The following is a 26,287-nucleotide window of genomic DNA, read 5'->3' as shown; positions in this document are numbered from 1 at the left end:
ATTCCTCCTGAAATATTTTATTGACCGCTCTTTCAGCGGTATGGGATATAGCCGGGTAGACCTCCGGCATGGTAGTTGTCCAGTTTAATGCCATATGACAGGGCATAAAAATAAGACGCTTACCCCTGCGTCTCAAAGGGAGATATTTGGACCACCTCCTAAAAAATGAGTACAAAAATACCACCGGTCATTTCGACTGGTGGCAAAAAACTATGGAATCAAATCCGTTATTCCTTTTGCTGCTTTATACATTTTCTGCATAATACTGTTTTCGCTCAAATATTCAAGACCTTTTAAAGTAAGCCGAATATCTTCCGCATCAACGTTTGTCTCTCCAGTTACATACTTCTGGATTGTTACCCCTTTGATGTAACCAGCATCTAAAAGCATCTCGATATATTTATTCCAACGCTCATTGGATATTTTCAACGCCTCCGAACTAATGCTATCCAAGTTACATTCTTCCAGATCCATTGATTTTTCCAATGCAGAAAGTATCTTGTAAATGATTTTAAAATTATCCATAACGCACCTCCTAGTTCGTTTGATAATATATATCGTCTCTTATAGACTCTAATATCCGTGTTTTCGGGGTAGCCTCATAATCATTTCCTATCCAGTATACAGACTCATCTTCGATGTAATCCATGAAAGCAATTTTTGTATCTACATCTATCTCAAATCTCCTGTTGTTTTCACATGTTAATACTTTTTGCACTAACGGATTATCCGCATATTCTTTTTTTAAAAAATCTATTTGCTCTTGACTCAGTTCAAATTTACGCATTGTGCAGTCTCCTTACTAAATCCTTATCCGTCGGATTACATTGAATCAACATCCCGTTTTCCGGATTTATCGAAACAGTTGCTTTCTCACCGATATATCTCTGGCTTATTCTTCCGTTCCTATCAGCTTTTGGATTTTTCAAATCGAGTGGGCTTCTCAGTGCATTTATGATTTCCTCTATCGTTACCCCTGATCGAGATCTCTTCGTCTTCGGATCTTCCATCGTTCCGATTACACGTTCCAGAAAATGTTTACTCTGACCGGTAATTCTTACGCCATTTGATGTCTTAATGCCAACCACCGTCTTCTCAATTTCCTTATGAAGCTTAACATAATTCTCAAAACTTGACATCGGGGAAATCATTCCTTCTTTAACCGATTTCATGTAGGTCTGAAGTAGCTCCCACTTCTTACTGTCATTATATTTCACCTGACCGAACTTTACAAGTGATCCAACGGAATCTCCCAGAACTTCTTTGTACCGCTTGTACTGTGCGATATCTTTTGAAACGTTTTGGATCATCTCCGGTGGAAATAGCTTATTCTGCGTTTTACTATTGGTGGCAATTCTTCCTCGTCCATCAATATAAATCCGCTCTCTTTCCTCTTTCAATCCCATTTTCCGAGAAAATGCTGCATATTCGTTAAGCTGTCCCTGATATTTGGCTTTTTGGAGCATAACTTCCTGCCGATCAGCACCGCCATCCTGAAGCATCTGTACCTTTTCTCGCTGCGCTCTCATTGCTGTTTCCATTTGGCGTTGTCTTTGCTTTGCCTCGTACAGGGTGTACTCTTTGCCCTGGAACTCTTTTGGCTTGCTTTCCTTCCGGTTCTGTTCTTCGAGCCAGTCATCCGACCAGTTGCGTTCCGATATTCCCGGAAAGAACGGATAGTATGTGTGGTAGCAGTTAGCTCCCAGAAGTCCGGTCACGGTACCAAGTCCACAGACCGAATACAGCTGCTCCTTTGTCCAGACACGTCCTTGCCATACCGAATGCGCAGGTCGTGCTCCGGCATGCCATTCAACCTCGAAATACTCTGTTCCAAGCTTCTTGGCATTGTAGTCTGCTATTTCTCCGGTAAGATTCGCCACACCAGTCATCACAGCTCTTCTGGCAGCCACTTCTACCCGGCTTGCGTATCCGGATCCGTACTCAATCTTCCGAAGTCCGCTGTTCGTCAGCTGTGTGACCACCCGGCGTAATACGCTACCATAGTCAAATGCTCCTGTCACAATATCAAAACAGGCATTGTCCAGATAATTGGTATAAACCTGTGACAGCGGTGTTAAAACCTTTCTGCCATTATAATCCAGGTAAAAGCCAAGTGACTTAGTTACATTCTCCAGATCTTCCAGACTCTGCTGAATGATTGCATCCGTGATCTGCTGCAACTGCCTGTTCTCCTCATACGGGATAAACTCAGCATTGATCTGTTCGTAAATGTCCTTATTCCGGACGTATTCCCAGTCGATCACTTTATCATACAGCTCAAACATTTCCGGATAAGACGCATCCAGTGTTTTCTTGATCTCTCTTTCGATATCCTCGGAAGAATATCCAAGAATCCGTAACCGGTTAATCTGCCAATCTGCAGTACTGGTTATTTCACCAGCTTTCATAATCCTCCGGACAATATCCTGCATGATACGCTCTTCCAAATCCTGATACCTGGAAGCAATCTTACTTGCAAGCTTATTCTTATAATCATCTCGCATTACTCAATCACCTGATTTTGCTCCGGAATCTTAGATTTTGCAGTTTCTTCGTCCTCGTTGTACCACTTCATTCGGTACTCAAGCAGGCTCATGACACCCATACTGACGTCTTGCCTGTCCTGCTGTCTTTCTGATTCTTCATCAGCCAAAATAGAGTCATTAAACTCACAGGTGAATTCTACCCCAGACATATAAGAGCCGTTGTAGAACGCCAACGCATTCACGAATCCATTCAAACACTCTTCCAGTTTGCCCTGAATCGCCGTGACTCGGTTGTATTTCCTTGTTTTGGAAGCAAGCACCTCTGTAGCTGTCTTATCCACTTCCTGCGCATCTGACAGATCTCCATAAGCAAGACCGACATTGAACTCGATTTCCCGTTTGTATTCTTCCAAACCTCTTCTGAAGGCTTCATCTCGCATCTCAGGCGAATATTCTTTATACAGTTCTTTATCTTTTCCATCATCAAGATTCAACCCCTTATACAGGCGTTTCTTTAATCTCGGTAAATAGGTCTTTCCACCGCTCTTCTTCAAAGCTCTCTCGTCAATATGGATTGCACGTTCTCCAGAATCGTACTCCCAGTCCAGCCGAGCTCCCTGGATGTCTGCTTTTCTGATCAGGTTCTCTGCGGACTCATAGATCGATACACCACAAGTGGATCCGTCCACCTTATTCTCAATCGGGTTTTGATAATATCCAAAATCCATCTGAACCATCCCTGGATAAATAACCGGTCCCGGAAGAATGTTCGCCCATTCGACCACCTCTTCCAGACCGCAGATCTGCCCGATATCGCTCTGGCTCTGTGAATGATAGCATTTATTCTCAATCGTCAGATTGCCGTTCGTAAAATAATGCCGTTCAACTCTGGTATAATAATCATTTTCCCCAGCACACTTCACAACCAGAAAAGCAATATCATTCGGCGTTCCATCATCAGAAAAACTGATCACAATGAATTTATCCGCCGCAACATATTCCGCCGTGTCCGGTCCAAGTGGTCTAAGAACCATTGCGCCAAGTGCCAATCCTGTCTGCAGCTTCTTATTCATGTCTGATAAGCTCTTCTGGAGAACCTTATCCATCTTGTCATTATTTAAGATCTTGGCCTCCATCTCTACCAGTACAGAGTCTGCAAACTCACGGCAGATACCCTCTTCTAATTTCAGCGACTCTACCGTATCGTCACACCAGTCTGCATTTCCAGCCAACATCTTTTTCCATTTATTGATGGCATCGATCATGGTCTGTGACAGCGCCACATCTTTGCCGATTATATTTTTTAAGGTCGTATAACTAAACATGCTCACTATCCTTCCCCATAGTCTTTTTAATCCATCAAACATCTTCCACCTCTTCTATCAGGTCCTTCATATCTCTTTCTATCGTATACTCAAACGCATCCAGACTATCAATATCGGTGCTTCCATCATCCAGGCGCTCATCCTTGTCTGTTACATCTTTGTTCCATACTGCATCTGAAAATGCCGTCTGCAAGGACTTACTATCGTCTGTTGTCCAGAATCTTCCCGCTCCCATAAGCCTTACCGTGCAACGGATCCGGTCAATAATTGCTGCTTTCCTTGCTTTTCTGACCGTGATCCACGGAAACCTTTTTTCTACCGCATTCCGGATAGAATTACCAAGGACGGTTTCTGCGTTGTCATAATAAACAGATTCTACATTGCAATACTCCACGTAATTGCCGCTTTTCGCAATCACTCCATATTTATCTATTACTTCCTGAACAAAATCACAGAACAGCTCATCCAGCCTGTTGCTGTCAATATCTTCCTCTGCATCCTTTGCCATAATTCTCTTAGACATTACTGCAATTACATTCGCATAATCATCTGTGTATCCTCTGGCAACAAAAGAATGACCGGACTGATTTCCTCCGAAGTCAAGTCCGATCTCTATCGATACAATATCTGTTTTTTTGAATTGCTTATATTCTGCGTCACTTGTAAACTCATCCAGCACCTCACATTTGTAAGCATCGGGATTATCTGCAAAACGTTTGTAGATTGCCCCTTCCGCCCGTTTCCAGAGTCCAAGGATTAACCGGTCATAATAAATCGTGCCCTCATATTCCTTACAGAGCTGTTCCACGAACTCTGTTGGAAGAAATGGATTATCAAAAATTGTGTACCTCTGCAGGTAGATATCCAGTTCATCGTTATCCAGGAACTCCTTTAACCAGTGCGTTGGGTGTTCCGGATTGCAAGAACCATCAAAACAAGAATATGGCTTATCAAGTCGTGATTTCAACATCTGGAACACTTCTTTGTTCCACTTGGCAACCTCATCACCATAACAATATTTGATACTGGCTCCCTGGATTTTTGCCACCTGACTGACCTTTTCAGCTCCCAGGCAATACACCTCTTCACCACAAATATGCGCCACATTCCGGTTATTGATCTGTCCGATCAGCTTGTCTGTATAGATTTCACGCATCGGCTGCAGCACGTTTCGCTCAATCGATTCTTTTGATACGCCAAGAATAACATTGAGCCCCGGCTTACCGGTCCTTTCCCGGATACGAAAAGGAACCACAAAAGCCGTATCAACGTAGGACTTTCCAGAACGTACCGCACCAGACTTAATATTCCATCTATGAGTTGCGTTCACAATGTACTCATTCTGTTTCTTGCTTAACTGCATTGTCCCGCACCTCTTTCAGGATCTGATCCAACCGATCAAGCGCTTCATCATTCTCATTTTCACCAGTAATGGCTTCTTTCCTTGCCTTGATCAGCTCTGTATCTGCTTTCTTGTTCTCCAGATCTTCTTCGGCTCTGGCACTTTGTCCGGAATACTGGGCTACAAACTTGGCTGCCTGTGTATCCCCTGCCAATGCCATCTTGATCTGAGCCATAAGCAAAGCCGATTCCAAAGTACACTCAACGCCGAGCGACTCTAAAACCGGCTTCCATTCTTCATTATCTATTTCTGCAGTGAGCAGCAGGTTTAATGTCTTCCGGAAGTCTGCCTTCCTGCGTCTTGCCTGACCACTTGCTTTTCCTGCCTTTTTTGCCAATTCCCGGCGCTCTTCCGGGGTTCTTTTATTGTTTGCATCTCTTATGTTTTCATATCCTGCCACTTCACCACCTTCAATTCTGGTTTATTTTGCGCATTAGAAAAGCACCCCGAAGGGTGCTTTTAACTAACATTTACTATGCTTTTTCTTGTATTCCAAAATCTCTTTTCGCTCTTTCTCCCAATCTATCTTTACCAATCTATCAAGTTCCGAATCCGCAATAGAGCTATCTTTATATATCTTTTTCTCATACGCCCAATGTCTTTGCCTTATTTCTCGCAATTCAGGATCTTTGATCCTGCTGATTTCTTCATTATTCAACGTATCTTTATACTGCTCTTCTTCGTTTAACCATTCTGACATTTTCATCACCCTTTCACCATATTCTATACTTATTATAATATCGTATAGCCTGATAATACGCAACGAAAAAGACGACCTGTCATCAGATCGCCCTTTTACTACACTTACCGTCGGAGAACTTATTGTGAAAATGTCACATCCGAAAAGCTCTTTTCTTTCGCTTCTCGATGTTATCATAATACCACAGATGTTACTGACATTCACTGACATCTTTTTCCGGAAGCCGAAAATTTACCAGTGCCTTCCCGTGAAATCTGTAGATCTGTCGTTCTGAAAACTTCATCTTCTCTGCAATCTCCCACCAATCCATCCCACGAATATACCGGTAAAACAGCACGTCTTTCTCATTTTCGCTCCGCAGCCTTTTGATCTGCCGTACAATCTCCTGATATTCCACCATCCGCATATATCGTTCTTTTATCAGCTCCGATACCATACGGTCAAGCTCTGCTGCATAACCTGACAAATCGCCCTGGCTGCTCCCGTGCGGCATCCCGTCATTATTCATCGACGGGGAAATCTTCATAGATCGTAACTCTGCAATTTCCGCATTGATTCTATGTATTCGCCGGACATGGATCCTGTACTGTCTCAGATACTCTTTCTTTTTCTCGTTTTCCGTCATTTCTTTTTCTTCGGTCTGCAATGGTATCCACCTCCGCTGTAATGTCATACTTCTTTGCCAGATATTCCGCAACGCTTACGCTCTGGTAAGCCGGTCGCTTGAATCTCTCCAACGCCTTTGCATCATGCCGGCTCTCCAACTCTTCATAATGCTGCTGCCTGTCCCGCCGCTGTTCTTTTCTGCTTCGTTTCTCCTGCAAATTATCACCTTCTATCCCTCATCACTCTAATATAGCCGGAATGCAAAACGCCCATAAGCACCATGCCGATCCAGTCCATTTCATTGCTATCAGAATGGTTATAGCTGTTATCATCCAGATACAAATCTTTTTTACCGCATACATTGTGTATTTATCCTCTTCCATTTATCCCTTATACCTTTCCGGAAGCGGCATCCACGCCACAACCTTATACGGTTCTCCTTGTTCATCGAACCAGACACCTGTCTGGGAATAATACAGCGTTGTTGCCTTATCAGCTCCCTCGATCGTGACCAGAAACTCCGCTGCATATGCACTTCTGACATATGATTCTATGAACTCCCGCTGATCTGGAAGTCGATCTGCTGTTGAAATCCAGTTATTGTTCATCTTCTTGCTCCCCTTTCAACGTCCCCAGCACATTCACACCAACTTCCCTCTCCAGCTCTTCATTCATCAGCTGAAAATATTCCTCGTCCTTCTGTGCAAAATGCATCTGGTGTAAAACAAATTCCAAATATTTCAAAACTCCCTTTCTTTTGCAATGATAGTTCCGGTACAAATAATCTACACTGATCAGCAGAAAACAGTTCATTGCCTCTGCTGTGTGTTTATCCAATTCCTTCTGGCGTTCCTTTTGAAACTCCGGACTATCCATGATCTCTTTAATCTGCTTTCGGAGCTTATGTTTCTTTAACTGCTTATCTGCCCAGCTCATTATTTGCCCTTTCTTGTTCTTCGATCATTTTCTTAGTCATATTGCCACCTACTCATAAAATCCTTTCATCTTCCGCTTTGACACTGCATCGCCCTTTTGATACACACTGCATTCTTCCACGGAGCATCCTCTGCTGTGACCTGTTATCTCGATATAGGAACAGCCGGCTCCCTTTGTATTTCCTGTTGCCCGGAACATGCAGGTCCTGCATTTATGCCGGTCCGCATTACTGGCTGTCTTATTTTCCGGCTTTGGTTTCTTGCACTTATCCGGATTCAGCCAGGAATACACGGTACTATATTTTGCATCGATCAACCGCGCGATCTCCGCAGCACCTTTTCCTTCTTTCGCCAGTTCCAATGCTTTCTCCCTTTTATTTTCTGCCGGAATCACAACCGAATCCGGCTCTGTAAGGGGGGGGTGGTACTTCCGTCCTTCTCCGTTGTCCCTGCCGGTGCTACTTCCGCACTGCAGTTTTCTGGTCTGTTCTGCTCTACCATTTCAGCTACTGCCTGTGCAAATTCCGGATTGTGATATGCCGGAACGTTTACCAGAAAATGATTTTCTTCCTGTTCCAGAATGTCTGACAGTAATCTGACATCCATACTCCCATCATCCCTTGTCCATAATACCGTCACTGGTTTGCCTTTTATGTAGTCTGCCAATGCCTCTTTCAATGTCTTTTCTATCAGCATATTTCTTTTTCCTCCCAATACTCTATTACATATTCTGTCTTTCCCCTACTCGTAGGCTTACTTCCCGTATCTGTTACAATTCTTCTAATCCTGACTGAGTATCCCGCCTTTAATAACAGCGTTGCCACCTTGAGCCGATCTTCTTCGTTCCACTGTACGGATCCTTTTCTGATACTGCGAATCACATTTCTACTCATGCGCCATCCTCCATTCATCATGTAGAGTCTGCACCCTGCCGCTGAACCAAATCAGTAAACCACAGATATCTGGTTGATTGTCATATTTCTTCATCATGACTTCCATGTTCTGATTCCATAATGCCATATCATGATTTGATAGATATTTTTTATAAATTCCCCAGCAATCATTGTAAATTGCCTTGATTCGTTCCTCCATACATCCTCCTTGTTACCGCATGTTACCATTTTCTTTATCCTGTTACCGTCTTCGGGAAACCGCTGAACCCATTGAAAATACTGCGTTTCAAGCATTTTTCGGAGCGAAGTTACCGAGTTACCACACGTTTTCCCATATAGAAGAAAATATTTTTCTCACTTTCACATATTTTTTTCTTCTCTATAAGGGTGAATTTTGCCCGGTAACTTGGGTAACGGGTAACTTTTACTTAAATGGCAGCTCTTCCTGCTCATATTTATCCATTGTTTCCACCGGTTCAAACCCATCCTTATCGATGTTATCGTTCAGCCGCAGGAATACACACCTGATTGGATTACCATCTACCTTTTTTACTTTCGTCATGCGTCCGCCCTGCGTCTCAATCAGACCTTTACGATCCGCCCAGGACAAAAAAGCTTTGTCAGAGAATCCTCCACTCTTGCATAACTCCTTGAACGCCTGGTTGTAAATTATAGCAACTCCCTTTTCAAGCGTTCCCCATTTTTCCACTTTCGTGTCCATATCAAAGCGCTGATTATTCATGGCGATTTTGTCCTGCAAATAACGATAGCAGCGCTCATTGTCGCTCAGGTCATTCCTGTTGATCAGAACAGTTTTCGCCTGTTCGATCGTAATATATTCTCCATCCCGGAACAGATAATCTGTCGCGACTTTATCTGCAACCAATAAAATCGACAGTGACAGGCTTTGCTTCCAATGCTACTTCTGTCGTCTTAAAATCTCCGATATATGCCGATTCATCCGGATTCGCCCAGATAGACGTTGCGACCATCAGCGATACTGTTTTACCACCTTCTGTTTCACCCCAGAGATCTACGATAAACGGAAGTCCACCCAAGAGACTAACCAAAACACTTGCAAATGATGCAGCCATCATAATCTTAATCTCCAGGCGCTTTGTCTTCCGAAGCTTCAGCATATGGCTCTGCCAGATCTTCCAGTTGCCACGTTCTGAAACACTCTCATAAGCCTGCCGGAATCGCTGATCGCCATCAAATACAATCTCTGTATCATAGGGAATAAACTGATCCTTAATCCATCCGAGCTTACTGGTGGAATACTGCACTTTAATATGGCTATCATTCATATTTTCAACATCTGACAGAAACCGGACCAGTAACTTCGCGTTTTCTGATGTAACAGAAATTCCACGCCCAGAAAGCGCCACAATCTTACTGGCAGACGTCACCATTGTTTTCGGAACAATGATCTCATCCCATCGTCCATTTCGCTTGTATGCAATCTTGATCTGTTCTTCACCTGTCTCCAGATTCTTCATTCGCTCTACCGGAAGAATGGGGTGATAACAGGCAACCGCATCCACCTGGCTGTCATTCTGTGCATAGACGCCATCCTCACCGGCAATCCATGCTCCGCAGAACATGTTATTGTATGGTCCTTCAAAGTTTGTCCACTTATCCAGCATTGTAATTGGCTTCTTGCGCTCTCTTTGTTTCGCTTCTTTGTCCACCCTTTTATAGGCTTTCAGAAGCTCTTCAAACTTCTTTTTTACGCCAAGCTCTCCAGCACGATCTGTAAGAGAAAGAATCATCCGAGCCTTTGTAATCTCATCTTCCTGATCAAATATTTCCAGAAAGATTTCTTCGCTCAATATGCTTTTACTGTCCAGCCTTGCTAAAGGCTCCATGTGATCACCTTCTCTCTTCTAATAATTCTGCATGATATAATTCAAGCTGCAGTGCATTATAACAATCACACCATGCGTCTGACAGCGGCTCTGCTCTGTTTAAAAATTCCCGGTATACAGAAATCAGATCGTTGTTTAATCTGCACTTGTCCCGCATCTTTGCTTCCTGTTTTTCTCTCATCAGCTTTTCTTTTTTTGCCCGATATATCGCCAGAGAAGATCGGAAGGACGGATTCTTTTCGTATTCTCCGCCAAGCATCAGGAAAGCATCTTTGAAAGAAATCCCATAAAACCTTTCTGTAAAAGTAAAGATATCTCCATTCGCTCCACAGCCAAAACAGTGAAAATCTTTATCATAAACTTTCATGGATGCTTCATGATCGCCTTTATGAAATGGACACTTGATAAATCCCGCTCTGTTCGGTCCAGGAAGTCCGCATTTGACCAGAATATCCTTCATGGAGTAAGTCTGCTTAATTTCTTCGCGCGTCATCTTACATCACCGCATTCGGACAAAATACGCATAATCTCCGTGCCTGTATCTTTCTTCTCACAAAATTCAAACCGTACATTATATCGGTCTCGAATGGTACACATGGATTTATATAGTTGTTTTCCATCAACTGTTTTAGCTGACACCACATACTTTTCACGTTTCCCGTTTACCATTCTCCACCGGACTTCATGCTTCCTCGGATTCTGCCAGAACCACACATCTTCCAGATTTTTCACATCTGGTCCATGTTCCACCAGGATCACAAGCTGTATGCCTGCATCAATCGCTTTAAGCAGCTCTTTCTTAAACCGCTCATGTTGCTGGCAGACATTTCCGCATAACTCCTGCAGATTCTGTTTCCGATCAATAATGAGCCGGGGATTATCCAGACTCATATAATCCCCGACCAGAAGCTTGCTCGAAAAATGTTTCACTCCATTCTCGTCAAATGTCTTGATGATCTTCCGAATTGCCCTCTGCTTTTCTCTTGTATCAATTTGTATATCCACTTGCATCAACTCCTAATTAAATGGCAATTCTTCGTCAATTCCATCCGGAATATTCATAAATCCATCTCCTGCCGGTGTGGATCCAGATGGATATCCATTGATGTGATTCTTATATGCCTGTGTTTCTGTCTCCATCGGAACTGCAGCCTCTTCTACTTTGTCCTGCGATACAAACCATCTCAGAACACGCTTTTCAAGCTCTCTTCCCTCGTAGTAATCCATCTGTATTCCAAATACTCCACCAACCAGCTTATTCTTAAACTGCTTGCCAAAGTTATCTCCCCACTGTGTTGTAAATCCCTGATTGGAATGTTCTACGCAGGTCAGGAATGTCTTAAAGGATCTACTGCAGTTTCCTTCGTTATCCTCTGTCAAAATATACTGCGTTGCCTGATTCGGCCATTTCTTTTCTGGACGGATATCATTTTTTAATGCTTCCGCAAAATATCCAGCCTGCTTATCTCCCGGTGCAAAATCAAAAAACACAACGATCATTGGTTTATTTGTCCTTGACATCCGTTCTTCCACCTGTTTGATTACCAGTTTGTGTCCTCCAAGTTCTACAGGAGTAAATTCTCCCTGAACCTGTGTTTCTTCGTAATTGTTTGGTTTTTTCATCTTAATAGTCCTCCAATGCTTTCATTACTTCTACAATATCGTTGTCAATCTCCATCTGATCAAATGCACCCATCGGTGATTTCGCTGTGCTGTTGTTTGCCTGGGTTTCAAATTTGTAGGCTCCGTCTACACACTTACTCAAAAGCACCGTGGTAAATTTGCTTTCCAGGCAAATCTTGTCCAACTTCTTTCCGGAAGTCTTGATTCTGGTAAACATATAGCCGGCTTCATCATGATCCGTCTGTGTATGAGCTGTGAAAATGATCGTCAGGTCTTCCCTGTATGTATAGGCCTCACACACCAGATCCCAGACACAGGCTGCAAGATCTACCCATTTGTCATATCCTTTTTCCTTACTCCGACGCATTTCATCTGCTACCATCAAGCCATTGATTGTATCCACTACGATTACTTTCACACTAGGGCAGGCTTCAGCAATGCGCTTGATGTACTGACGAACCACATTTGCATCATCACACGCCAGATAGTTCTTATTTTCTTTGTTGTACTGTTTTCTCCATCCTTTCCATGAAAGGCCTTTCTTGTCAGCATCGATGTAATATGTTGACTTTGGATCTAAATTTCTCATGGATGTTGTTTTCCCTGATCCGGATTCTCCGGCAATACAAATAACCTTTGACATATTTGTTCTCCTTTACAATATTTTTCTCAAGTCACCATTCAAGCAACCATCACACCAATTCTCTCCGCAAATATCCGTCAGATGATCTCCTTCGTAGAGTGGCTCTCCGCAGATATCGCAGTACGCTACTGGCTTCGGTTCTTCCGGCAACGCTGTCTTCCATTCGTCATATCCGCTAATTTCTTCCATCATCAGTACCTTCTTCCATTCCCAGTACGCATTTGAGAAATTTCTCGTCTTCGTAGCAGGCATTGCCACTACGAATGTAACTTTTTATGATTGCAAGTTTCGCCCTGCATTCAATAAGCAAAATATATCCTTCTACCGGAATATTTACTGTAGTTACCATTACTTTCTACCTCCAATCATTCTTTGTCATAAACCACTCGCTCTGCAGCCTTCACTATCAGAAGGCTTGCAATCTGTTTGAGTGATAATGTTGATTCATTGTAAATTTCTACCAGCGTGTTATAAGCTTCCGGCGTTACCTTAATAACCATCTGCGCCCCTGTCTGCTGCTTTTTCCTCGCAGGAATGTGTATTGCTTCATCGTTCACTTGACTTTCTCCTCCGATTTTCCTATAATTTAGTTGAGTTTTTTGTTATGTGCGCCACTGGAAGTTGCCGCTTCCGGGCGCATTTTTATTGTCTTTACGCCTATCCTATCCAAATGATTTGCCAGATCCGACAAGTATGCGATCGCATTATTCTTGTAATACTCGGATGTACCGTCAACCCTTTCCAGCGACTGCAGTTTGTTGATCATCTTATCAAGCTCTGACGTTCTCGTGCTCTTACGCTGCTTCTCTTCTGGCATGCTCTCTCGCCTCCCTTATCTTTCTTTTCCTGTTCCGATATTCCAACATCCGGAAGTATTCATGCGCATATGCTCCAACTGCAAACACAGCAAGTCCGAGCACTTCATATAGGTAAAACAACTCCTGTTGTTCTACCGAGCACCCACCAACCATGCACATAAATCCAAATACAATCGCTGTTTTGCTTAATATCTTTGCAATCTTATAAAACATCTCTTATCCCTCCTTTGCTTGTCCAACTGGTACCGCTTACGCGGTTTTCTCCTGCTGGTACCCAAAATGCTCTACAAACTTTCTGGTCATTTCCATGACTGCCTTTTGCTTTTCCTCCGGCATCATGGTTGCCATGTCAATTTCTTTTCCATCAATTTCTGCAATAAAAATATGTTGCAAATCCACCACCTCTCTTTAAACTATGCTACGCTGGTTGTACTTGTTGATTTGTCCTGCTGTTGTCTGGTATAATTTTTAAAATGCTGAAAGGAATTTGTTTATGTATTCAATTAAATCGTTGCTCACCAAAGATAACATCACTTTAGCCTTATCCATTTTTGGTTCCATAGGAACCTTACTTTCTTGGCTATTCAGTATCACTAAAAACCGAAAAAATATTGATATCAAAATTGCAGGACGTAGATTTTCAAATAATACTAACTTTCTATTGGTTTATATGTTGTTTGAAAATAAATCCAGTCTCCCTATTTCAATAACGGATATTTCGGTACAACTAGACTCCACTTGGTATCCTTGCGAAAAAGTCCCAATCGTTGCTCTAACCGAAACGTCAAGACACAACGGCGAAATCACTTCTCAGCATGAGCACTACACCTTACCGTTTCCTATTTTCATAACTGGTCTTGGTGGCACTTCTGGATATGTCTATTTTGAATTTCCAGAATCTTTGCTTCCACTCGATGCCACTCATTTGAATTTTCTAGTTTCAACCAATCGCGGTAAGGCAATTGAAAAGAAATTGTCGCTTGGCCGTCAGCTTGATTAACATATTTTCGTTCTGTAACCGTGATTCCATCGACCATCTCACCCCTCCTTACTTTTCCAGAAAATAATCCACGGTTACGCCGAAGTAATCTGCTACTTTTTTTAAATTTTCAATTGACGGACTAGAATTCTTCCATTTTCGGATCGTTGAATTTGAAAAACCTAAGTCTTTTTCAAGCCCACTGACTGTAATTCCTTTTGAATTACAAATTTCCTGTATCTTCTCATACAGCACTTTTGAACACCTCCTACTTTTCTATTAAATAAAGAGAAAATCTTCTACTTTTTCATTGACTTACGATAGAAAATATTCTATAATCAAGATAATCACAAATCAATTACATATAATTTTCTACTTCCCTTGTATTTCGTAGAAGATTTTCTACTTTATATTTGGATTATATAGCTTATTTTCTACGTTGTCAAGCGTAAAAGTAGAATTTTTTCTATTTTTTAGGAGGAAATATGTCTACTTACGAAACTATAAAGAATTTGTGCAAGCAACATTCTATTGCTGTCACAGCGTTGGAAAAAGAATTAGGTTTTGGTCGCGGATCCATAGGGAAATTACGCAACGGTCAGACTTCAGCTGAACGATTGCAAAAAATCGCTGATTACTTTAATGTATCGGTTAACTACCTGATGACCGGCGAAGAAAAGGAAGTTGATCCGTATGCACTCACCTCGAAAGACGAAAGAGATATTGCAAAAGACATGGAAAACATCCGGAACAAATTATTAAACGGTTCAGACGGTCCTCTCTCTTATGACGGAGAACCAATCCCGGAAGAAGATGCCGAACTGCTCCTTGGACAGATCGAACTGATGATGCGCCGATTGAAACCTATTAACAAAGAAAAATACAATCCGAACAAAAACAAAAAGTAGGTGGTAGATTTTGAAAGCACATGATGTTAAGCGCTTAGTTGCTCGCTACGTCCAAAAATTTGAAACCAGAGATCCTTTTGAACTGGCAGAGCATCTAAATGTGGAAGTCCAGACCGGACCTATGGGAATCCGATCGGGATGCTACATGTTCCTGAAGAACCACAAATGTGTATTTTTAAATGAAGATCTGGACGAACATGAACGAATACTTGTCATGGCTCACGAACTAGCGCATTCAATTATGCACCGGAAAGAGAATTGTTATTTTATCCGGAACAAAACTCTTCTGCTAACTTCTAAAATGGAAATTGAAGCAAACACATTCGCAGCAGAGCTTCTGATTCCCGATGATTTGATATACGAAAATCCAGGATTAAGTAAAGCACAGATTGCTCGAATTGCCGGGTATGATGAAAAAATAATGGAATTTAAACAAATACACAGCCAATTGTAGTATTATATAAAAAAACACCTTTTATCGAACTGGTGTTTTGGGGGAACAAATGATGCTTGAAAAACAAAAAGACTATTTTGCGACAAGATACTCTTTAATTCCGGATTCGCAACTAGATTTTGAGTCAATCAAAGGTATTTCAAAAGAAACCAAATTTATGAATTGGTTAACATCTTTTGAAGCCGAAAAGAAAAAAGAACTATATTATCGAGGAACAAATTACACTCTATATTGTAAGCAGTTATCCGATGACTGTTTTCTCATGAGCTTTGCAAAAGAGTTGCAAGAAACCATAGGAGAAAAAACAGACGAAGGCATTCATGATACATTGATAAATAATTATAAAAAGTGTACTATTTTAATTCAAACACAAAATCAATGGATGTTAATAGAAAAGAGTTCTGATATTTCTAATGGGATTGAATCACAAAAAAATCTTATTGCAAATGTCATTTCCAAATTATTAGAAAGTAAAAATCTTTGTTTTGAATTAGGCATAATGACTGAAAAAAATAATTTTTGGACATACGTTTCAACTAACAAAGATTGTTTAACAGATATAGATATTACTCTTTCTTCTCCTAATTTCTTAGGTGGAATAAAATCTGTATCAGAATTTCTACATAAAACTAAAGATATTTACAACAACACAAGTGTTGATATACACTTGAAAAATAAAGAAGGACATCTTATTATTGATCCAGAGAATGATTTCTTGCAAGATGTTGTCCGCTACACTTCTTCTGGTTGTGGAAAATGGAAAATTAAGACAACAACCGATAAAACTGGATGTTCCAGCTCAGATAATCCATATATCATACAGTTGCCAGAAAATGTTGCTCAACTTAAAGATTCTGATCAAAAACATATTTCAAACGCCTTATCGCATATGAAGCGAATCGACCCTGAATGTAAAAAGGAATGATTATATGAACAAAAAGAATTTGGTTTTAATTTTGGTATGTGCAGCTATTTCCGTAATTTTAACTGTCACACTTGCACCGTTTGATGCTGACGTAATCAGTTACAGTACCGTACTCAATATAGAAATAGCTCTTTTTTCTGTTTCTCTGACTATTGTCGCATTACTGATTACAATCTTAGACAAATATAAAGAAAGAGTAACCGATCAATCAACTTGGGCGAAAAATAGTACTCTCATTTTAAAAGAGCTTTGTGAAAATACCATAGCTTTATTGGTGTTAATAGCTTTACTTTTTGGGGCTACAATTTTTAAGCCTTTATTGATGTTGATACCAAAATTCGATATTATGACCATTATTCTGCTGTTTTCAATAATTTTATCAATATGTGCATGCTTCGATACTACTATAAGTGTTTATCTTTTGATTCTTAATTTAAAAAATGTATTGACTACATCAACCACCTCAATAAAAAATATCTCCCAAAGGGAACTTTATTTAGTGGAAGCATACAGATTATTAAATGAAAAACACAGAACAAACATTGATGATATGATTAAGGCATTAAACCTAGAACAACAAGTCAATGAAAATAACAAATGAAAAAACTTTGAAAGCATTCTTCCTGATCCGGATGAACTCTACGCTTTAAATGCATATAAATCTGGAGATTCTGAGTATCAGCCGTCTTGCTCACAGGAGGAACTCATGAAAGACCTTGAATTATACTTTTCAGAAAGGACGTGATCACATGCCATTACCAAAACCAAACACTTACACAGTGGAAGATATCTATCTTCTCCCAGAGGGACAGCGTGCCGAGCTGATCGATGGTCAGATCTACAATATGGCTCCACCAAGTCCATTGCATCAGAAACTTGTAATGGAATTATCTGCAACCATCAGAAACTACATTAAATCAAATAGTGGTTCCTGTGAGGTTTATCCTGCTCCATTTGCTGTTTTTCTTAATCAGGATAATTCTAATTATGTTGAGCCGGATATCTCCATAATATGTGATTCAAGCAAAATGAACGACAGAGGATGCAACGGCGCTCCTGATTTCATCATTGAAATTGTATCGCCAAGCAGCCAGCGCATGGATTACCTTACAAAATTATTTAAGTACCGCACAGCCGGTGTCCGCGAATACTGGATTGTCAATCCAATGACACGGATCGTCCAAGTCTACTGTTTTGGTGAGCCAGAAGATTCTACGCAATATTCTTTTGATGAAGAAATCAGCGTGGGAATCTACAATGATTTAAAGATCTGTATTGCCGATCTGCTGAAATAAATAAAAAAACCGCTCCTGCGCCAACAGGAACGGTCGAGCGATGAAACATACACCAATATGTTTCTCTATTAAGTACTCCGAAGAGATACCCAATTTCCAAATAATATTGTATCATCTCCGGAGCAGCCATGCAAGAGAACAAAAGTTCTCAGGCTGTTATTTTTGTACCCTTTTTTACATAAAATACAAAGGAGTTGATACAATGAGCCTAAAATATGCATACGGATATATCCGTGTATCCACGCACGATCAGGAAGAAATCTCTCCGGATTCCCAGGAGCATCTCCTCCGGGATTATGCAGCCAAAAATAATATTGTAATCCTGAAGATCTTCACGGATCTCGGTATCTCCGGAAGAAAAGCCGATAAACGTCCCGGATTTCAAGAAATGATTGGTCTGGCCAAAGGTCCCGATCATCCGGTTGACTGCATCCTGGTATGGAAATTCAGTCGGTTCGCTCGGAACCAGGAAGAGTCCATTGTGTATAAATCCCTCTTGAAGAAACAACATAATGTAGATGTGATCAGTATCTCCGAGCCACTGGCAGACGGTCCGTTCGGCTCTCTAATCGAACGTATCATAGAGTGGATGGATGAATACTACTCCATTCGCTTATCCGGCGAGGTATTCCGTGGCATGAAAGAAAACGCTACCCGCGGTGCATACCAGGCAAGACCGCCGCTTGGCTATAAAGTTATAGAACGTGGCAAGCCTCCGGTTATCGTTCCGGAAGAAGCTGCGATTGTCCGTATGATCTTTGATAAATATGTAAATGGGAAAATGAGTTTCTTTGATATTGCCCGACATCTGAACTCTCTCAGACTGAAAACATCCCACGGGAAAGCTTTTGAACGGCGCAGTATCGAATATATTATTCAAAATCCATCCTACTGCGGTATGATCCGATGGAACCGGATGGAAAACGCCACCAACCGGATCAAAGACCAGGACGAGTGGATCATTGCTGACGGAATGCAGGAGGCGATTATAAGTAAAGAACTCTTCGATGCCGCCCAGGAACGCCTGAAAAAGATCTATAAACCGGTTGGAAAGCGCCCCTCTTCTACATATAAGCACTGGTTGTCCGGACTTCTGAAATGCCCGGTATGCGGGCGCACACTGACCGCTACGACCATGAAGCGTGCCAATGGGGAAAAGTATGCGTACTTCTCCTGCTACGGATACAGCAAAGGAAAATGTGATAAACCACACGGTGTAAGCTCTCTGGTGATCGAAAAGGAAGTCCTGAAAGCATTAGAAGAAGCTCTTGGTTCCAATTCGATTGTTTATGAAATGCGCGAAATTCGCCCACAGGAGCTTTCTAATGAGCGTACCCTTATAAGTGAACGCCTTGCCAGTTTGAAAGGCAAAGAGGACAGGATACGTGCGTCATACAGAGAGGGTATTGATACACTGGAAGAATATAAAGAAAATAAAGCTCTGATTGCCAAAGAAAGAGACTCTCTGGAACGGCAGCTTGCAGAGCTGGAAGAAAATACGCCGGATAAGATTCCGGATGATCCTACTCCTAAAATGCTGGATAAGGTAAGTTCTGTCCACGACATTCTGGTTTCTGATTCTTACTCTCTTGTCCAGAAAAACGAAGCTTTAAAGCAGATCATAGATAAGATTGTTTACGATCGGGAATCCGATACTCTGAAAATTCATTTCTTTTTATACCACTCATAATACCGGAAACCCGCGTATTTACGGGCTTTCCGGCTACTTTATAGGTTGTGGCAATTTGGTCATCCAGTTCGGACACTGAACCTGTCTTCCGTCACAGTATTGTGTCAGAATCGGCTGCCTTACATTCGGTCTGGAAAGATAATCTGCAAACAGTTCGTCCACCACTGTAGAAATGGAGTCAAAAACATTTCGTTCCGGAATCCATTTGTGATCAAAAGCCGTAGAAGATGTAATTGTGAAATCATAGCCCTGATTGCGATACCATTCGGTATAAACCCGGTTCAGCGTAAAAGACATGATTGCCAGTACATTTGCCCGGATCGTATTTTCCGGCCATGTTGCATAGATTTCACTGGAAGCAACATTTTTGATATAATCTTTATATTTTACATAATAATTCTGTGCGGTAGAATCGCGTGGTGAGCCATTATGAACAACAATGTATTCCGGCACGACAACTCTGCTTAGCACAATCTCACCGGTTTCGTTTACCGGCTTGATCTCGTTTTCCGGGATTTTCGGCGGATACACACCGTACAGAGTATGTGCAGGAATCACAAAGATTTCCGGGGTCTGGTCTTCCGTGACAAGTGGACGCAGACGAATCTTCTGAATTGCCGTCACACCGGCCAGTATTTCCGTTCCTGCGATGTTGACCGGCTCGAATCCCGGAGCGTTTACTTCCAGGGTATATTCCGCATATGGCTGTTCTTCATTTGTTGCATCCAGGCTATACTCCACAGGCGGTGCGTCAAGCTCAATGGTTTCACTTTGTCCGGAGCTATCAGTTGTCAGTTCTTCCAGTGTGTTTTCAGGAATACCTGTATAGGAAATACGGATTGACGCATCTGGAACAGGAAAAGAATCAATAGACGAAGTAATCTGTACCTGCAAATTTCCCCGATCAGAAGTCTGCATGGCTTTCAAAAATCTCATATCTGATATCCTCAAGGCTTTTTATACTGTCAGAAACATTATATGTAAAAAATGTCCGTGTTGTGCAAAAATGAAGGGTATGTTATGATGAAACATACAGATGAGTATTTGGAGGAATTAAATAGATTATGCGAAAAAAGATGCATCAAACAGGGAAATTTTTTTCGTTCATTCTTTTGGGACTTGGCTGTCTCTGTCTTATATCCGGAGGAATCCTGATCGGCAGACAAATGTCAGCCACTCCGAAAGCAGAGAGTTCCGCGCCGGAAGAAGTTCCTTATGAACAGGAAAAAATTACGGATGCAGAGGTTACCGGAGAATTCTACTATGAACAGCTTTCTGATGAAGAGCAAACGGTTTACCGGGAAATTCTTCAGGGTATCCAGGAAAATAAAAAAGAAATTTATCTGCATTGCAGCAACGCGAATACTGCAAATGAAGTATTTCAGAATGTGTTAAATGACAGACCGGAAATTTTCTGGTGTGATGGAAATGCGACTTCCACAGAATATTCTCAGTCTGAAGGGCAGAGCCGATATGTAGTAATAGAGCCCAATTATCTTTATGAGGGAGAAGAAAAAGAACAACGGAATCAGGAGATTGAATCGGCAAGAACCTCCTGTCTTTCTGGCATTTCAGACCTTTCAGATGAATACGAAAAGATAAAATACATTTACACCTATCTCATAGATAACGTAGATTATGATCTTGATGCACCGGATAACCAGAATATTTACAGTGCTCTTGTCGGAAAAAGATCGGTTTGTGCCGGCTATGCAAAAAGCTGCCAGTATCTGCTGCAACAACTGGGTATTTACTGTATCTATGTAACCGGACAGACTACAGATCCAAATGGAGGCGTCGCAGACCATGCATGGAATATTGTTCAGTGCAATGGTCAGTATTATTATGTAGATACAACCTGGGGAGATCCGATTTTTCTCGGCGAAGATAATGGCTATCAGATACCGAACCTGATTGCTTACGATTATCTCTGCTGCAGTGAAAAAGAGCTAGAAAAAACACATATGATCAGCACGGACTATGTATATCCGTCATGTCAGTCTGAAAATCTGAACTATTATCAGCTGAACGGCATGTATTATGATACCTATGAGCCTGGTATGTTGCGAGAAGTGATCGACAGATCAATTGAGAGCCAGGAGGCTTATACGATATTTAAAATGTCAGATGATGCAGTCTATCAGGAGGTCGTGGATGAGATGCACGAAACCCTCATGGAAGAAGGTGCAGGATACCTGGGTGAGCTATATGGGCTTTGGCAGGTTTCTTATTCATACAGTGAAGAAGCATCCCTTAACAAATTTATTATTTACTGGTTTTATGAATAAAAAGATAGTGGGCAGAACAATTTGCCCACTATCTTTTTATCTACAACGTCGTTTCCAGATTATTTCCCGAAATGTATGCCGCAAGCTTTTCACCAAGCAGTTTATATTTTTCGCCTTCTAACAGTGGATCTTCCCTCAGGATTTCCCCCGATGCTTCTCCTGCTTTTTTCAGAAGCTCCGAATCCTGGAACACATCTCCGATCCGGAAATCCATTAATCCGCTTTGCCGGATTCCAAAAAGATCTCCTGGTCCCCGAAGCTTCAGATCTTCATTCGCAATAAAAAATCCATCATTGGATTTGTTCAGGATCTCAAGTCGTTTTTTTGTCTCTTTCGTCTTCGAACCACTCATAAAAATACAATAGGACTGGTGTCTGCCACGTCCTACGCGCCCGCGGAGCTGATGAAGCTGCGCCAGCCCAAAATGCTCAGCATTCTCCACCATGATCACCGTAGCATTCGGCACATTGATACCAACCTCGATAACTGTTGTCGACACCAGGACCTGGATCTCATTCTTTGCAAATGCTCCCATGATCTCGTCTTTTTCTGCCTGTTTCATCCGCCCATGAAGCGCAGCGATCCGGATCTTGTCACCCATCTCACTTTGCAGAAGCTGCGCATAGTCAAGAACATTCTCTGCATCCATTGCCTCGCTCTCTTCTACCATCGGACAAATCACATAGCACTGTCTTCCTTCGGCGACCTGCTTCTGCATAAAGCGGTAAGCAGTCGGTCGGTAACTGGTATCCACCACACAGTTCTTGATTGGCAGACGGTTTGCCGGAAGTTCATCAATCACCGAAATATCCAGATCTCCATATAAAATGATTGCCAGTGTTCGAGGAATCGGTGTCGCACTCATTACAAGAATATGAGGAATTTGTCCTTTCCCGGCAAGTGCCTCTCTCTGACGGACACCAAATCGGTGCTGTTCATCGGTAACAACAAGTGCCAGATTCTGGTATTCCACCTTCTCCTGGATCAGTGCATGGGTTCCCAGAACAATCTGCACTTCTCCCGCAGCAATCCTCTGATAAGCTTCCCTTTTTTCCTTTGCTGTCATCGACCCGGTCAAGAGCTCGGTTTTCACCGGAATCTGATACTTTTCCAGCATCTCTATGATTGATTCGTAATGCTGCTTGGCCAGAACTTCTGTCGGAGCCATCATTGCGCCCTGATAACCGTTCAGTGCCGCCAGAAGAAGAGCCAGAAGCGCTACTATTGTCTTGCCAGAGCCAACATCCCCCTGGATCAGGCGTGACATCACTAGCTTTCCGCACATCTCCTCCTGGATCTGTTCCCAGACTCTCTTCTGTGCTCCGGTCAGTTCATATGGCAGATTTGCAAGAAAGCGGTCGATTTCCGACCGCCTTTTTATCACAAATCCGTTTTCGGCACGCTCATTTCGCTCCCTCGTCCTGCGAAGAGCAAGCACGAAAACTAAAAATTCTTCAAATACAAGTCTCTCTCTTGCATGGTAGAATTCTGCCTTATCCAGTGGAAAATGTATCCCGCGGATCGCATAGTTATACTCAGCCAGATGATATCGAAGGCGCAGATCTTTCGGTAGATCATCAGAGACGAGATCCAGATATTCCATCGCACCTTTAACCGCTTTTGCTACCGCATTGTTCGTCATACCGGCAGTTAACGGATAAATTGGCTGAAGAGTTCCACACTTTTTATCGTAACTATCCGGTGGTGAAAATAACTCTGGATGCTCCATAATCAGCTGATCCTTTTTTGAAACTATCCGTCCTCTTATGATAACCGGCATTCCCTGCTTCAATGTATTACGCAGAAACGGCATACGAAACCAGATCACCTTCAAAGTACCAGTCAGATCTTTTACGTATGCTGTCGTAATCTGCATACGCTTTCCTCCTCCAACCTGTACTCTTCCGTATACCACGCCTTTTACCGTGCTGATCTTTCCTTCTTCCAGCTCTCCTACGCTCACCGGCTCTTCATATACATCATATCCTCTGGGATAATAACGGAGCAGATCGCCGATGGTAAAAATTCCCATCTTGTGAAACAGTTCCTCGGTTTTTGCCCCGATTCCTTTCAGGTTACGGATTTCTGACTGCTCATTCATAAGCCTATTCTACCGCCAACACATAGTAATAAATCGGCTGTCCGCCCATGTGTGCATCTACGTCCATATCCGGATATAATTCTTCAATCTCTGCTGTCAGCTTTTCTGCCTCTTCTTCGGAAACTTCTTCTCCATAATAGAGACTGATCAGTTCAGAATCATCATTTACCAGCTGTGCCAGCATGTCCTTTGTAGTACCATCGACAGACTTGCCAACTGCAAGGATACCTGCATCACCAATTCCCATGATATCACCTTCATGGATTTCTTTATCATCGATGTGGGTATCACGGACAGCATAAGTCACCTGACCTGTCTTTACACATTTGATCGCTTCCAGCATCGTCTCTTCATTTGTATCCACATCTTCTTCTGCATTGTAATTCAGAACTGCTGTGATTCCCTGCGGAACGGTCTTTGTCGGAATTACGATAATATCCTTATCTTCTGTCAGATCACGCGCCTGATTTGCAGCCATTACGATATTCTTATTATTCGGAAGAATGTAAATATAGTCTGCATTTACATGATCGATCGCTGTCAGCATATCCTCCGTACTCGGGTTCATGGTCTGACCACCCTCGATAATGTAGTCCACGCCAAGTTCTTTGAAGATTTCATTTAATCCTTCTCCGATCGAAACAGCAATAAATCCGACCTTTTTACGTGGCTCTTTGGCTTTTTCTTTCTCTTTCTGGGCTGCTGCAAGCTTTTCTGCATCTTTGATCAGCTTTTCCTGATGCTCTTCACGCATATTATCAATCTTCATACGGGATAACTGTCCATAAGTAAGTGCTTTCTGGATTGCAAGTCCCGGATCGTTCGTATGAACATGTATCTTAACAACATCTTCATCTGCTACACATACGATAGAATCACCAATCGATTCAAGATAAGCCTTAAATTCTATTTCATCCTTTTCCGTAAATTCTTTGTCCAGGAGAATAATAAATTCGGTACAGTATCCAAATTTGATATCCACTGTACCCTCAGTTTCAGCCTTTGTTGCATTAACAGCCTGAGGAGTTGGTGCAAGTGCGCTGTAGTCAATCTCTTTACCGAGGAATGCATCATATGCCCCGCGCAGTACTTCCAGAAGTCCCTGTCCGCCGGAATCTACAACACCTGCCTCCTTTAATACAGGAAGCATATCCGGAGTCTTTGCCAGAACAGTCTCTGCCTCTTCAATCAGCTTCGGGAGAAATTCTTCCAGATCATCTGTCTCCTCTGCAAGTGTCTGAGCCTTTTCAGCCACCCCTTTTGCAACGGTAAGAATCGTACCTTCTTTCGGCTTCATAACAGCCTTATATGCTGTCTCTTTTGCACGTACAGCTGCTCTTGCAAGTGCAGGTACATCAATTTCGCTTTCCGTCTTGATGGATTTTGTGAATCCGCGGAGCAGCTGGGATAGAATAACACCGGAGTTACCTCTTGCACCACGGAGAGAACCGGATGAAATTGCCTTCGCAAGAGAAGCCATATCCATGCCTTCCAGTGCAGTTACTTCTTTCGCTGCCGCCATAATTGTCATAGACATATTGGTTCCTGTATCACCATCCGGTACAGGGAACACGTTCAGTTCATTGATATATTCCTTTTTTGCTTCTATATTCTGTGCGCCTGCAAGAAACATCTTCGCAAGCAGTTCTACATCGATACTCTTTGTTGCCACAACAAGTTCCTCCTTAATTAATCGATCACGCGGACGCCTTCGATATAGATGTTGATCTTATCGACGCTCATACCTGTAAATTCTTCAACTTTATACTTCACGTTGCTGATCAGATTGTCTGTTACTGCTGAAATACTTACTCCGTAAGCTACGACCACATGAAAATTAAGTGTAATCTTATTCTCATCAGAGATTCCGACCTGGATTCCCTTTGTAAGGCTTTCTTTTTTCAAAAGTTTTACCAGACCATCTTTCATGCTGACAGCTGCCATACCGACAATTCCAAAACATTCAACTGCTACAGATCCTGCATATTTTGCGATCACTTCCGGATCGATCGTGACGATTCCTAAATCAGTACTCATACTTCCCTTCATATGCCATCCTCCAATTCTCAAAATTCATATCAATAAATCTATTTTTAAACGTTGAAAATATTATACTCTATTTCCAATGCTTTTACAACCAATGCAGCCCGATAATCAGGCATGCTGACACCTGCCTGATTATACGGCAGCTCACTTAACAGTTCACTGTCGTACATTCGCCAAATACAGATCTAATCAGATTTTTGTGCGAGCACAAATCTGGACAACTCCGTATTTGACTCATCGTATATCAAGTAGGAGGCGGTGACTAACCGCCGTCCTCTCACACCACCGTGCGTACCGTTCGG

Annotated in this window: 40 protein-coding genes and 1 pseudogene; 8 read left to right on the top strand and 33 right to left on the bottom strand. The window is 42.1% G+C overall.

The annotated features are described in order from the left end of the window. Window positions 1–210: 210 nt before the first annotated feature. The 28 genes from PGQ33_RS15820 to PGQ33_RS15695 all read right to left on the bottom strand — a co-directional run bounded on the left by PGQ33_RS15820 (window position 211) and on the right by PGQ33_RS15695 (window position 13,692). Window positions 211–525 carry a YjcQ family protein gene (locus PGQ33_RS15820; RefSeq protein ID WP_270206059.1) on the bottom strand — a complete coding sequence of 105 codons (315 nt, stop codon included), beginning with the start codon at window positions 523–525 and terminating at the stop codon, window positions 211–213. 10 nt (window positions 526–535) lie between these two features. After that, window positions 536–787, bottom strand: coding sequence for a hypothetical protein (locus PGQ33_RS15815; protein WP_270206058.1), 252 nt, complete (start codon window positions 785–787; stop codon window positions 536–538). Further along, on the bottom strand, window positions 780–2,504 hold the full coding sequence (locus PGQ33_RS15810) for a phage minor capsid protein (RefSeq protein ID WP_270206057.1): 1,725 nt from the start codon (window positions 2,502–2,504) through the stop codon (window positions 780–782). Before PGQ33_RS15810 ends, PGQ33_RS15815 begins: the two co-directional genes overlap by 8 nt. Beyond that, window positions 2,504–3,853 carry a phage capsid protein gene (locus PGQ33_RS15805; protein WP_334303955.1) on the bottom strand — a complete coding sequence of 450 codons (1,350 nt, stop codon included), beginning with the start codon at window positions 3,851–3,853 and terminating at the stop codon, window positions 2,504–2,506. Before PGQ33_RS15805 ends, PGQ33_RS15810 begins: the two co-directional genes overlap by 1 nt. After that, window positions 3,846–5,174, bottom strand: a complete 1,329-nt coding sequence (locus tag PGQ33_RS15800; RefSeq protein ID WP_270206055.1) for a PBSX family phage terminase large subunit — start codon at window positions 5,172–5,174, stop codon at window positions 3,846–3,848. The genes PGQ33_RS15805 and PGQ33_RS15800 overlap by 8 nt, the downstream gene beginning before the upstream one ends. Further along, the gene (locus PGQ33_RS15795; protein WP_270206054.1) at window positions 5,149–5,613 is read right to left on the bottom strand and encodes a hypothetical protein; all 465 of its coding nucleotides are present in this window, start codon (window positions 5,611–5,613) and stop codon (window positions 5,149–5,151) included. Before PGQ33_RS15795 ends, PGQ33_RS15800 begins: the two co-directional genes overlap by 26 nt. Before the next feature lie 63 nt (window positions 5,614–5,676). Next, window positions 5,677–5,913 (bottom strand): hypothetical protein, encoded by a 237-nt coding sequence (locus PGQ33_RS15790; RefSeq protein WP_270206053.1) that lies wholly within the window; start codon window positions 5,911–5,913, stop codon window positions 5,677–5,679. 190 nt (window positions 5,914–6,103) lie between these two features. Beyond that, window positions 6,104–6,559: a DUF1492 domain-containing protein gene (locus PGQ33_RS15785; protein WP_270206052.1), complete on the bottom strand. Its 456-nt coding sequence runs from the start codon at window positions 6,557–6,559 to the stop codon at window positions 6,104–6,106. Then, window positions 6,471–6,737: a hypothetical protein gene (locus PGQ33_RS15780; protein WP_270206051.1), complete on the bottom strand. Its 267-nt coding sequence runs from the start codon at window positions 6,735–6,737 to the stop codon at window positions 6,471–6,473. Before PGQ33_RS15780 ends, PGQ33_RS15785 begins: the two co-directional genes overlap by 89 nt. Window positions 6,738–6,902: 165 nt before the next feature. Next, window positions 6,903–7,127 (bottom strand): DUF551 domain-containing protein, encoded by a 225-nt coding sequence (locus tag PGQ33_RS15775; protein ID WP_270206050.1) that lies wholly within the window; start codon window positions 7,125–7,127, stop codon window positions 6,903–6,905. Continuing rightward, on the bottom strand, window positions 7,117–7,455 hold the full coding sequence (locus PGQ33_RS15770) for a hypothetical protein (protein ID WP_270206049.1): 339 nt from the start codon (window positions 7,453–7,455) through the stop codon (window positions 7,117–7,119). Before PGQ33_RS15770 ends, PGQ33_RS15775 begins: the two co-directional genes overlap by 11 nt. Further along, the gene (locus tag PGQ33_RS17205) at window positions 7,439–7,495 is read right to left on the bottom strand and encodes a hypothetical protein (protein WP_442872460.1); all 57 of its coding nucleotides are present in this window, start codon (window positions 7,493–7,495) and stop codon (window positions 7,439–7,441) included. Before PGQ33_RS17205 ends, PGQ33_RS15770 begins: the two co-directional genes overlap by 17 nt. 8 nt (window positions 7,496–7,503) lie before the next feature. Continuing rightward, complete coding sequence (locus PGQ33_RS15765) at window positions 7,504–7,815, bottom strand: helix-turn-helix domain-containing protein (protein ID WP_270206048.1); 312 nt, start codon at window positions 7,813–7,815, stop codon at window positions 7,504–7,506. A gap of 29 nt (window positions 7,816–7,844) precedes the next feature. Continuing rightward, window positions 7,845–8,150 (bottom strand): hypothetical protein, encoded by a 306-nt coding sequence (locus PGQ33_RS15760; RefSeq protein WP_270206047.1) that lies wholly within the window; start codon window positions 8,148–8,150, stop codon window positions 7,845–7,847. Next, a complete protein-coding gene (locus PGQ33_RS15755; protein WP_248005026.1) occupies window positions 8,144–8,347 on the bottom strand; it encodes a hypothetical protein in 204 nt (67 codons plus the stop codon). Before PGQ33_RS15755 ends, PGQ33_RS15760 begins: the two co-directional genes overlap by 7 nt. Then, a complete protein-coding gene (locus tag PGQ33_RS15750; protein WP_270206046.1) occupies window positions 8,340–8,546 on the bottom strand; it encodes a hypothetical protein in 207 nt (68 codons plus the stop codon). Before PGQ33_RS15750 ends, PGQ33_RS15755 begins: the two co-directional genes overlap by 8 nt. A 225-nt stretch (window positions 8,547–8,771) precedes the next feature. Next, window positions 8,772–9,233, bottom strand: coding sequence for a hypothetical protein (locus PGQ33_RS16890; protein ID WP_330663296.1), 462 nt, complete (start codon window positions 9,231–9,233; stop codon window positions 8,772–8,774). Then, window positions 9,220–10,215 carry a DUF927 domain-containing protein gene (locus PGQ33_RS15745; protein ID WP_330663295.1) on the bottom strand — a complete coding sequence of 332 codons (996 nt, stop codon included), beginning with the start codon at window positions 10,213–10,215 and terminating at the stop codon, window positions 9,220–9,222. Before PGQ33_RS15745 ends, PGQ33_RS16890 begins: the two co-directional genes overlap by 14 nt. Before the next feature lie 4 nt (window positions 10,216–10,219). After that, entirely contained in the window at window positions 10,220–10,708 is a 489-nt protein-coding gene (locus PGQ33_RS15740) for a CHC2 zinc finger domain-containing protein (RefSeq protein ID WP_270206045.1), read from the bottom strand. After that, entirely contained in the window at window positions 10,705–11,220 is a 516-nt protein-coding gene (locus PGQ33_RS15735; protein WP_270206044.1) for an ERCC4 domain-containing protein, read from the bottom strand. The genes PGQ33_RS15740 and PGQ33_RS15735 overlap by 4 nt, the downstream gene beginning before the upstream one ends. A gap of 12 nt (window positions 11,221–11,232) precedes the next feature. Beyond that, window positions 11,233–11,838 carry a hypothetical protein gene (locus PGQ33_RS15730; RefSeq protein ID WP_270206043.1) on the bottom strand — a complete coding sequence of 202 codons (606 nt, stop codon included), beginning with the start codon at window positions 11,836–11,838 and terminating at the stop codon, window positions 11,233–11,235. Between the two features lies 1 nt (window position 11,839). Next, on the bottom strand, window positions 11,840–12,481 hold the full coding sequence (locus PGQ33_RS15725; RefSeq protein ID WP_211133528.1) for an AAA family ATPase: 642 nt from the start codon (window positions 12,479–12,481) through the stop codon (window positions 11,840–11,842). Between the two features lie 12 nt (window positions 12,482–12,493). Then, window positions 12,494–12,673 (bottom strand): hypothetical protein, encoded by a 180-nt coding sequence (locus PGQ33_RS15720; protein WP_270206042.1) that lies wholly within the window; start codon window positions 12,671–12,673, stop codon window positions 12,494–12,496. Continuing rightward, entirely contained in the window at window positions 12,657–12,830 is a 174-nt protein-coding gene (locus PGQ33_RS15715) for a hypothetical protein (protein WP_270206041.1), read from the bottom strand. The genes PGQ33_RS15720 and PGQ33_RS15715 overlap by 17 nt, the downstream gene beginning before the upstream one ends. A gap of 16 nt (window positions 12,831–12,846) precedes the next feature. After that, the gene (locus PGQ33_RS15710) at window positions 12,847–13,038 is read right to left on the bottom strand and encodes a hypothetical protein (RefSeq protein ID WP_270206040.1); all 192 of its coding nucleotides are present in this window, start codon (window positions 13,036–13,038) and stop codon (window positions 12,847–12,849) included. A 29-nt stretch (window positions 13,039–13,067) separates the two neighbouring features. Further along, window positions 13,068–13,298 carry a hypothetical protein gene (locus tag PGQ33_RS15705; protein ID WP_270206039.1) on the bottom strand — a complete coding sequence of 77 codons (231 nt, stop codon included), beginning with the start codon at window positions 13,296–13,298 and terminating at the stop codon, window positions 13,068–13,070. Next, window positions 13,276–13,512, bottom strand: a complete 237-nt coding sequence (locus PGQ33_RS15700; protein ID WP_173689399.1) for a hypothetical protein — start codon at window positions 13,510–13,512, stop codon at window positions 13,276–13,278. The genes PGQ33_RS15705 and PGQ33_RS15700 overlap by 23 nt, the downstream gene beginning before the upstream one ends. Before the next feature lie 36 nt (window positions 13,513–13,548). Continuing rightward, a complete protein-coding gene (locus PGQ33_RS15695) occupies window positions 13,549–13,692 on the bottom strand; it encodes a hypothetical protein (RefSeq protein WP_173825994.1) in 144 nt (47 codons plus the stop codon). 100 nt (window positions 13,693–13,792) lie between these two features. Here PGQ33_RS15695 and PGQ33_RS15690 point away from each other — a divergent pair, with 100 nt between their 5' ends. Further along, a complete protein-coding gene (locus PGQ33_RS15690; RefSeq protein WP_215634050.1) occupies window positions 13,793–14,299 on the top strand; it encodes a hypothetical protein in 507 nt (168 codons plus the stop codon). Window positions 14,300–14,347: 48 nt separating this feature from the next. Here PGQ33_RS15690 and PGQ33_RS15685 read toward each other — a convergent pair whose 3' ends face one another. Further along, window positions 14,348–14,533 carry a helix-turn-helix domain-containing protein gene (locus tag PGQ33_RS15685; RefSeq protein ID WP_270206038.1) on the bottom strand — a complete coding sequence of 62 codons (186 nt, stop codon included), beginning with the start codon at window positions 14,531–14,533 and terminating at the stop codon, window positions 14,348–14,350. Between the two features lie 230 nt (window positions 14,534–14,763). Between PGQ33_RS15685 and PGQ33_RS15680 the strand changes: the two genes are divergently transcribed. The 6 genes from PGQ33_RS15680 (at window position 14,764) to PGQ33_RS15655 (ending at window position 19,550) form a co-directional block, all read left to right on the top strand. Continuing rightward, window positions 14,764–15,186, top strand: coding sequence for a helix-turn-helix domain-containing protein (locus tag PGQ33_RS15680; protein WP_270206037.1), 423 nt, complete (start codon window positions 14,764–14,766; stop codon window positions 15,184–15,186). Window positions 15,187–15,196: 10 nt separating this feature from the next. Next, window positions 15,197–15,640 (top strand): ImmA/IrrE family metallo-endopeptidase, encoded by a 444-nt coding sequence (locus PGQ33_RS15675; protein ID WP_270206036.1) that lies wholly within the window; start codon window positions 15,197–15,199, stop codon window positions 15,638–15,640. 49 nt (window positions 15,641–15,689) lie between these two features. After that, window positions 15,690–16,565 (top strand): hypothetical protein, encoded by an 876-nt coding sequence (locus tag PGQ33_RS15670; protein ID WP_270206035.1) that lies wholly within the window; start codon window positions 15,690–15,692, stop codon window positions 16,563–16,565. Window positions 16,566–16,569: 4 nt separating this feature from the next. Then, the gene (locus PGQ33_RS15665; protein ID WP_055247247.1) at window positions 16,570–17,166 is read left to right on the top strand and encodes a hypothetical protein; all 597 of its coding nucleotides are present in this window, start codon (window positions 16,570–16,572) and stop codon (window positions 17,164–17,166) included. A 148-nt stretch (window positions 17,167–17,314) separates the two neighbouring features. Further along, window positions 17,315–17,860 carry a Uma2 family endonuclease gene (locus tag PGQ33_RS15660; protein WP_270206034.1) on the top strand — a complete coding sequence of 182 codons (546 nt, stop codon included), beginning with the start codon at window positions 17,315–17,317 and terminating at the stop codon, window positions 17,858–17,860. Window positions 17,861–18,062: 202 nt separating this feature from the next. Then, on the top strand, window positions 18,063–19,550 hold the full coding sequence (locus PGQ33_RS15655) for a recombinase family protein (RefSeq protein WP_270206033.1): 1,488 nt from the start codon (window positions 18,063–18,065) through the stop codon (window positions 19,548–19,550). A 54-nt stretch (window positions 19,551–19,604) separates the two neighbouring features. Here PGQ33_RS15655 and PGQ33_RS15650 read toward each other — a convergent pair. After that, a pseudogene (locus PGQ33_RS15650) lies at window positions 19,605–20,486 on the bottom strand (carboxypeptidase-like regulatory domain-containing protein); the annotation flags it as partial. A gap of 128 nt (window positions 20,487–20,614) precedes the next feature. On the opposite strand from PGQ33_RS15650, the gene PGQ33_RS15645 reads away from it, so the two are divergent. Continuing rightward, the gene (locus tag PGQ33_RS15645; RefSeq protein ID WP_055247240.1) at window positions 20,615–21,838 is read left to right on the top strand and encodes a transglutaminase domain-containing protein; all 1,224 of its coding nucleotides are present in this window, start codon (window positions 20,615–20,617) and stop codon (window positions 21,836–21,838) included. Between the two features lie 40 nt (window positions 21,839–21,878). Here PGQ33_RS15645 and recG read toward each other — a convergent pair whose 3' ends face one another. Genes recG through PGQ33_RS15630 form a run of 3 tightly spaced genes read right to left on the bottom strand, consistent with a single transcriptional unit; the run spans window position 21,879 to window position 25,988 of the window. After that, entirely contained in the window at window positions 21,879–23,939 is a 2,061-nt protein-coding gene (gene recG, locus PGQ33_RS15640) for an ATP-dependent DNA helicase RecG (protein ID WP_270206031.1), read from the bottom strand. 4 nt (window positions 23,940–23,943) lie between these two features. Next, window positions 23,944–25,611 carry a DAK2 domain-containing protein gene (locus PGQ33_RS15635; protein ID WP_008375263.1) on the bottom strand — a complete coding sequence of 556 codons (1,668 nt, stop codon included), beginning with the start codon at window positions 25,609–25,611 and terminating at the stop codon, window positions 23,944–23,946. Window positions 25,612–25,628: 17 nt separating this feature from the next. Then, window positions 25,629–25,988, bottom strand: coding sequence for an Asp23/Gls24 family envelope stress response protein (locus PGQ33_RS15630; protein ID WP_270206030.1), 360 nt, complete (start codon window positions 25,986–25,988; stop codon window positions 25,629–25,631). Between the last annotated feature and the right edge of the window lie 299 nt (window positions 25,989–26,287).

This window comes from Coprococcus sp. AM100_B19A, from assembly GCF_027662015.1.
Lineage (GTDB): Bacteria > Bacillota > Clostridia > Lachnospirales > Lachnospiraceae > Allocoprococcus > Allocoprococcus comes.
This window is presented reverse-complemented; position numbering and strand designations above follow the sequence as displayed.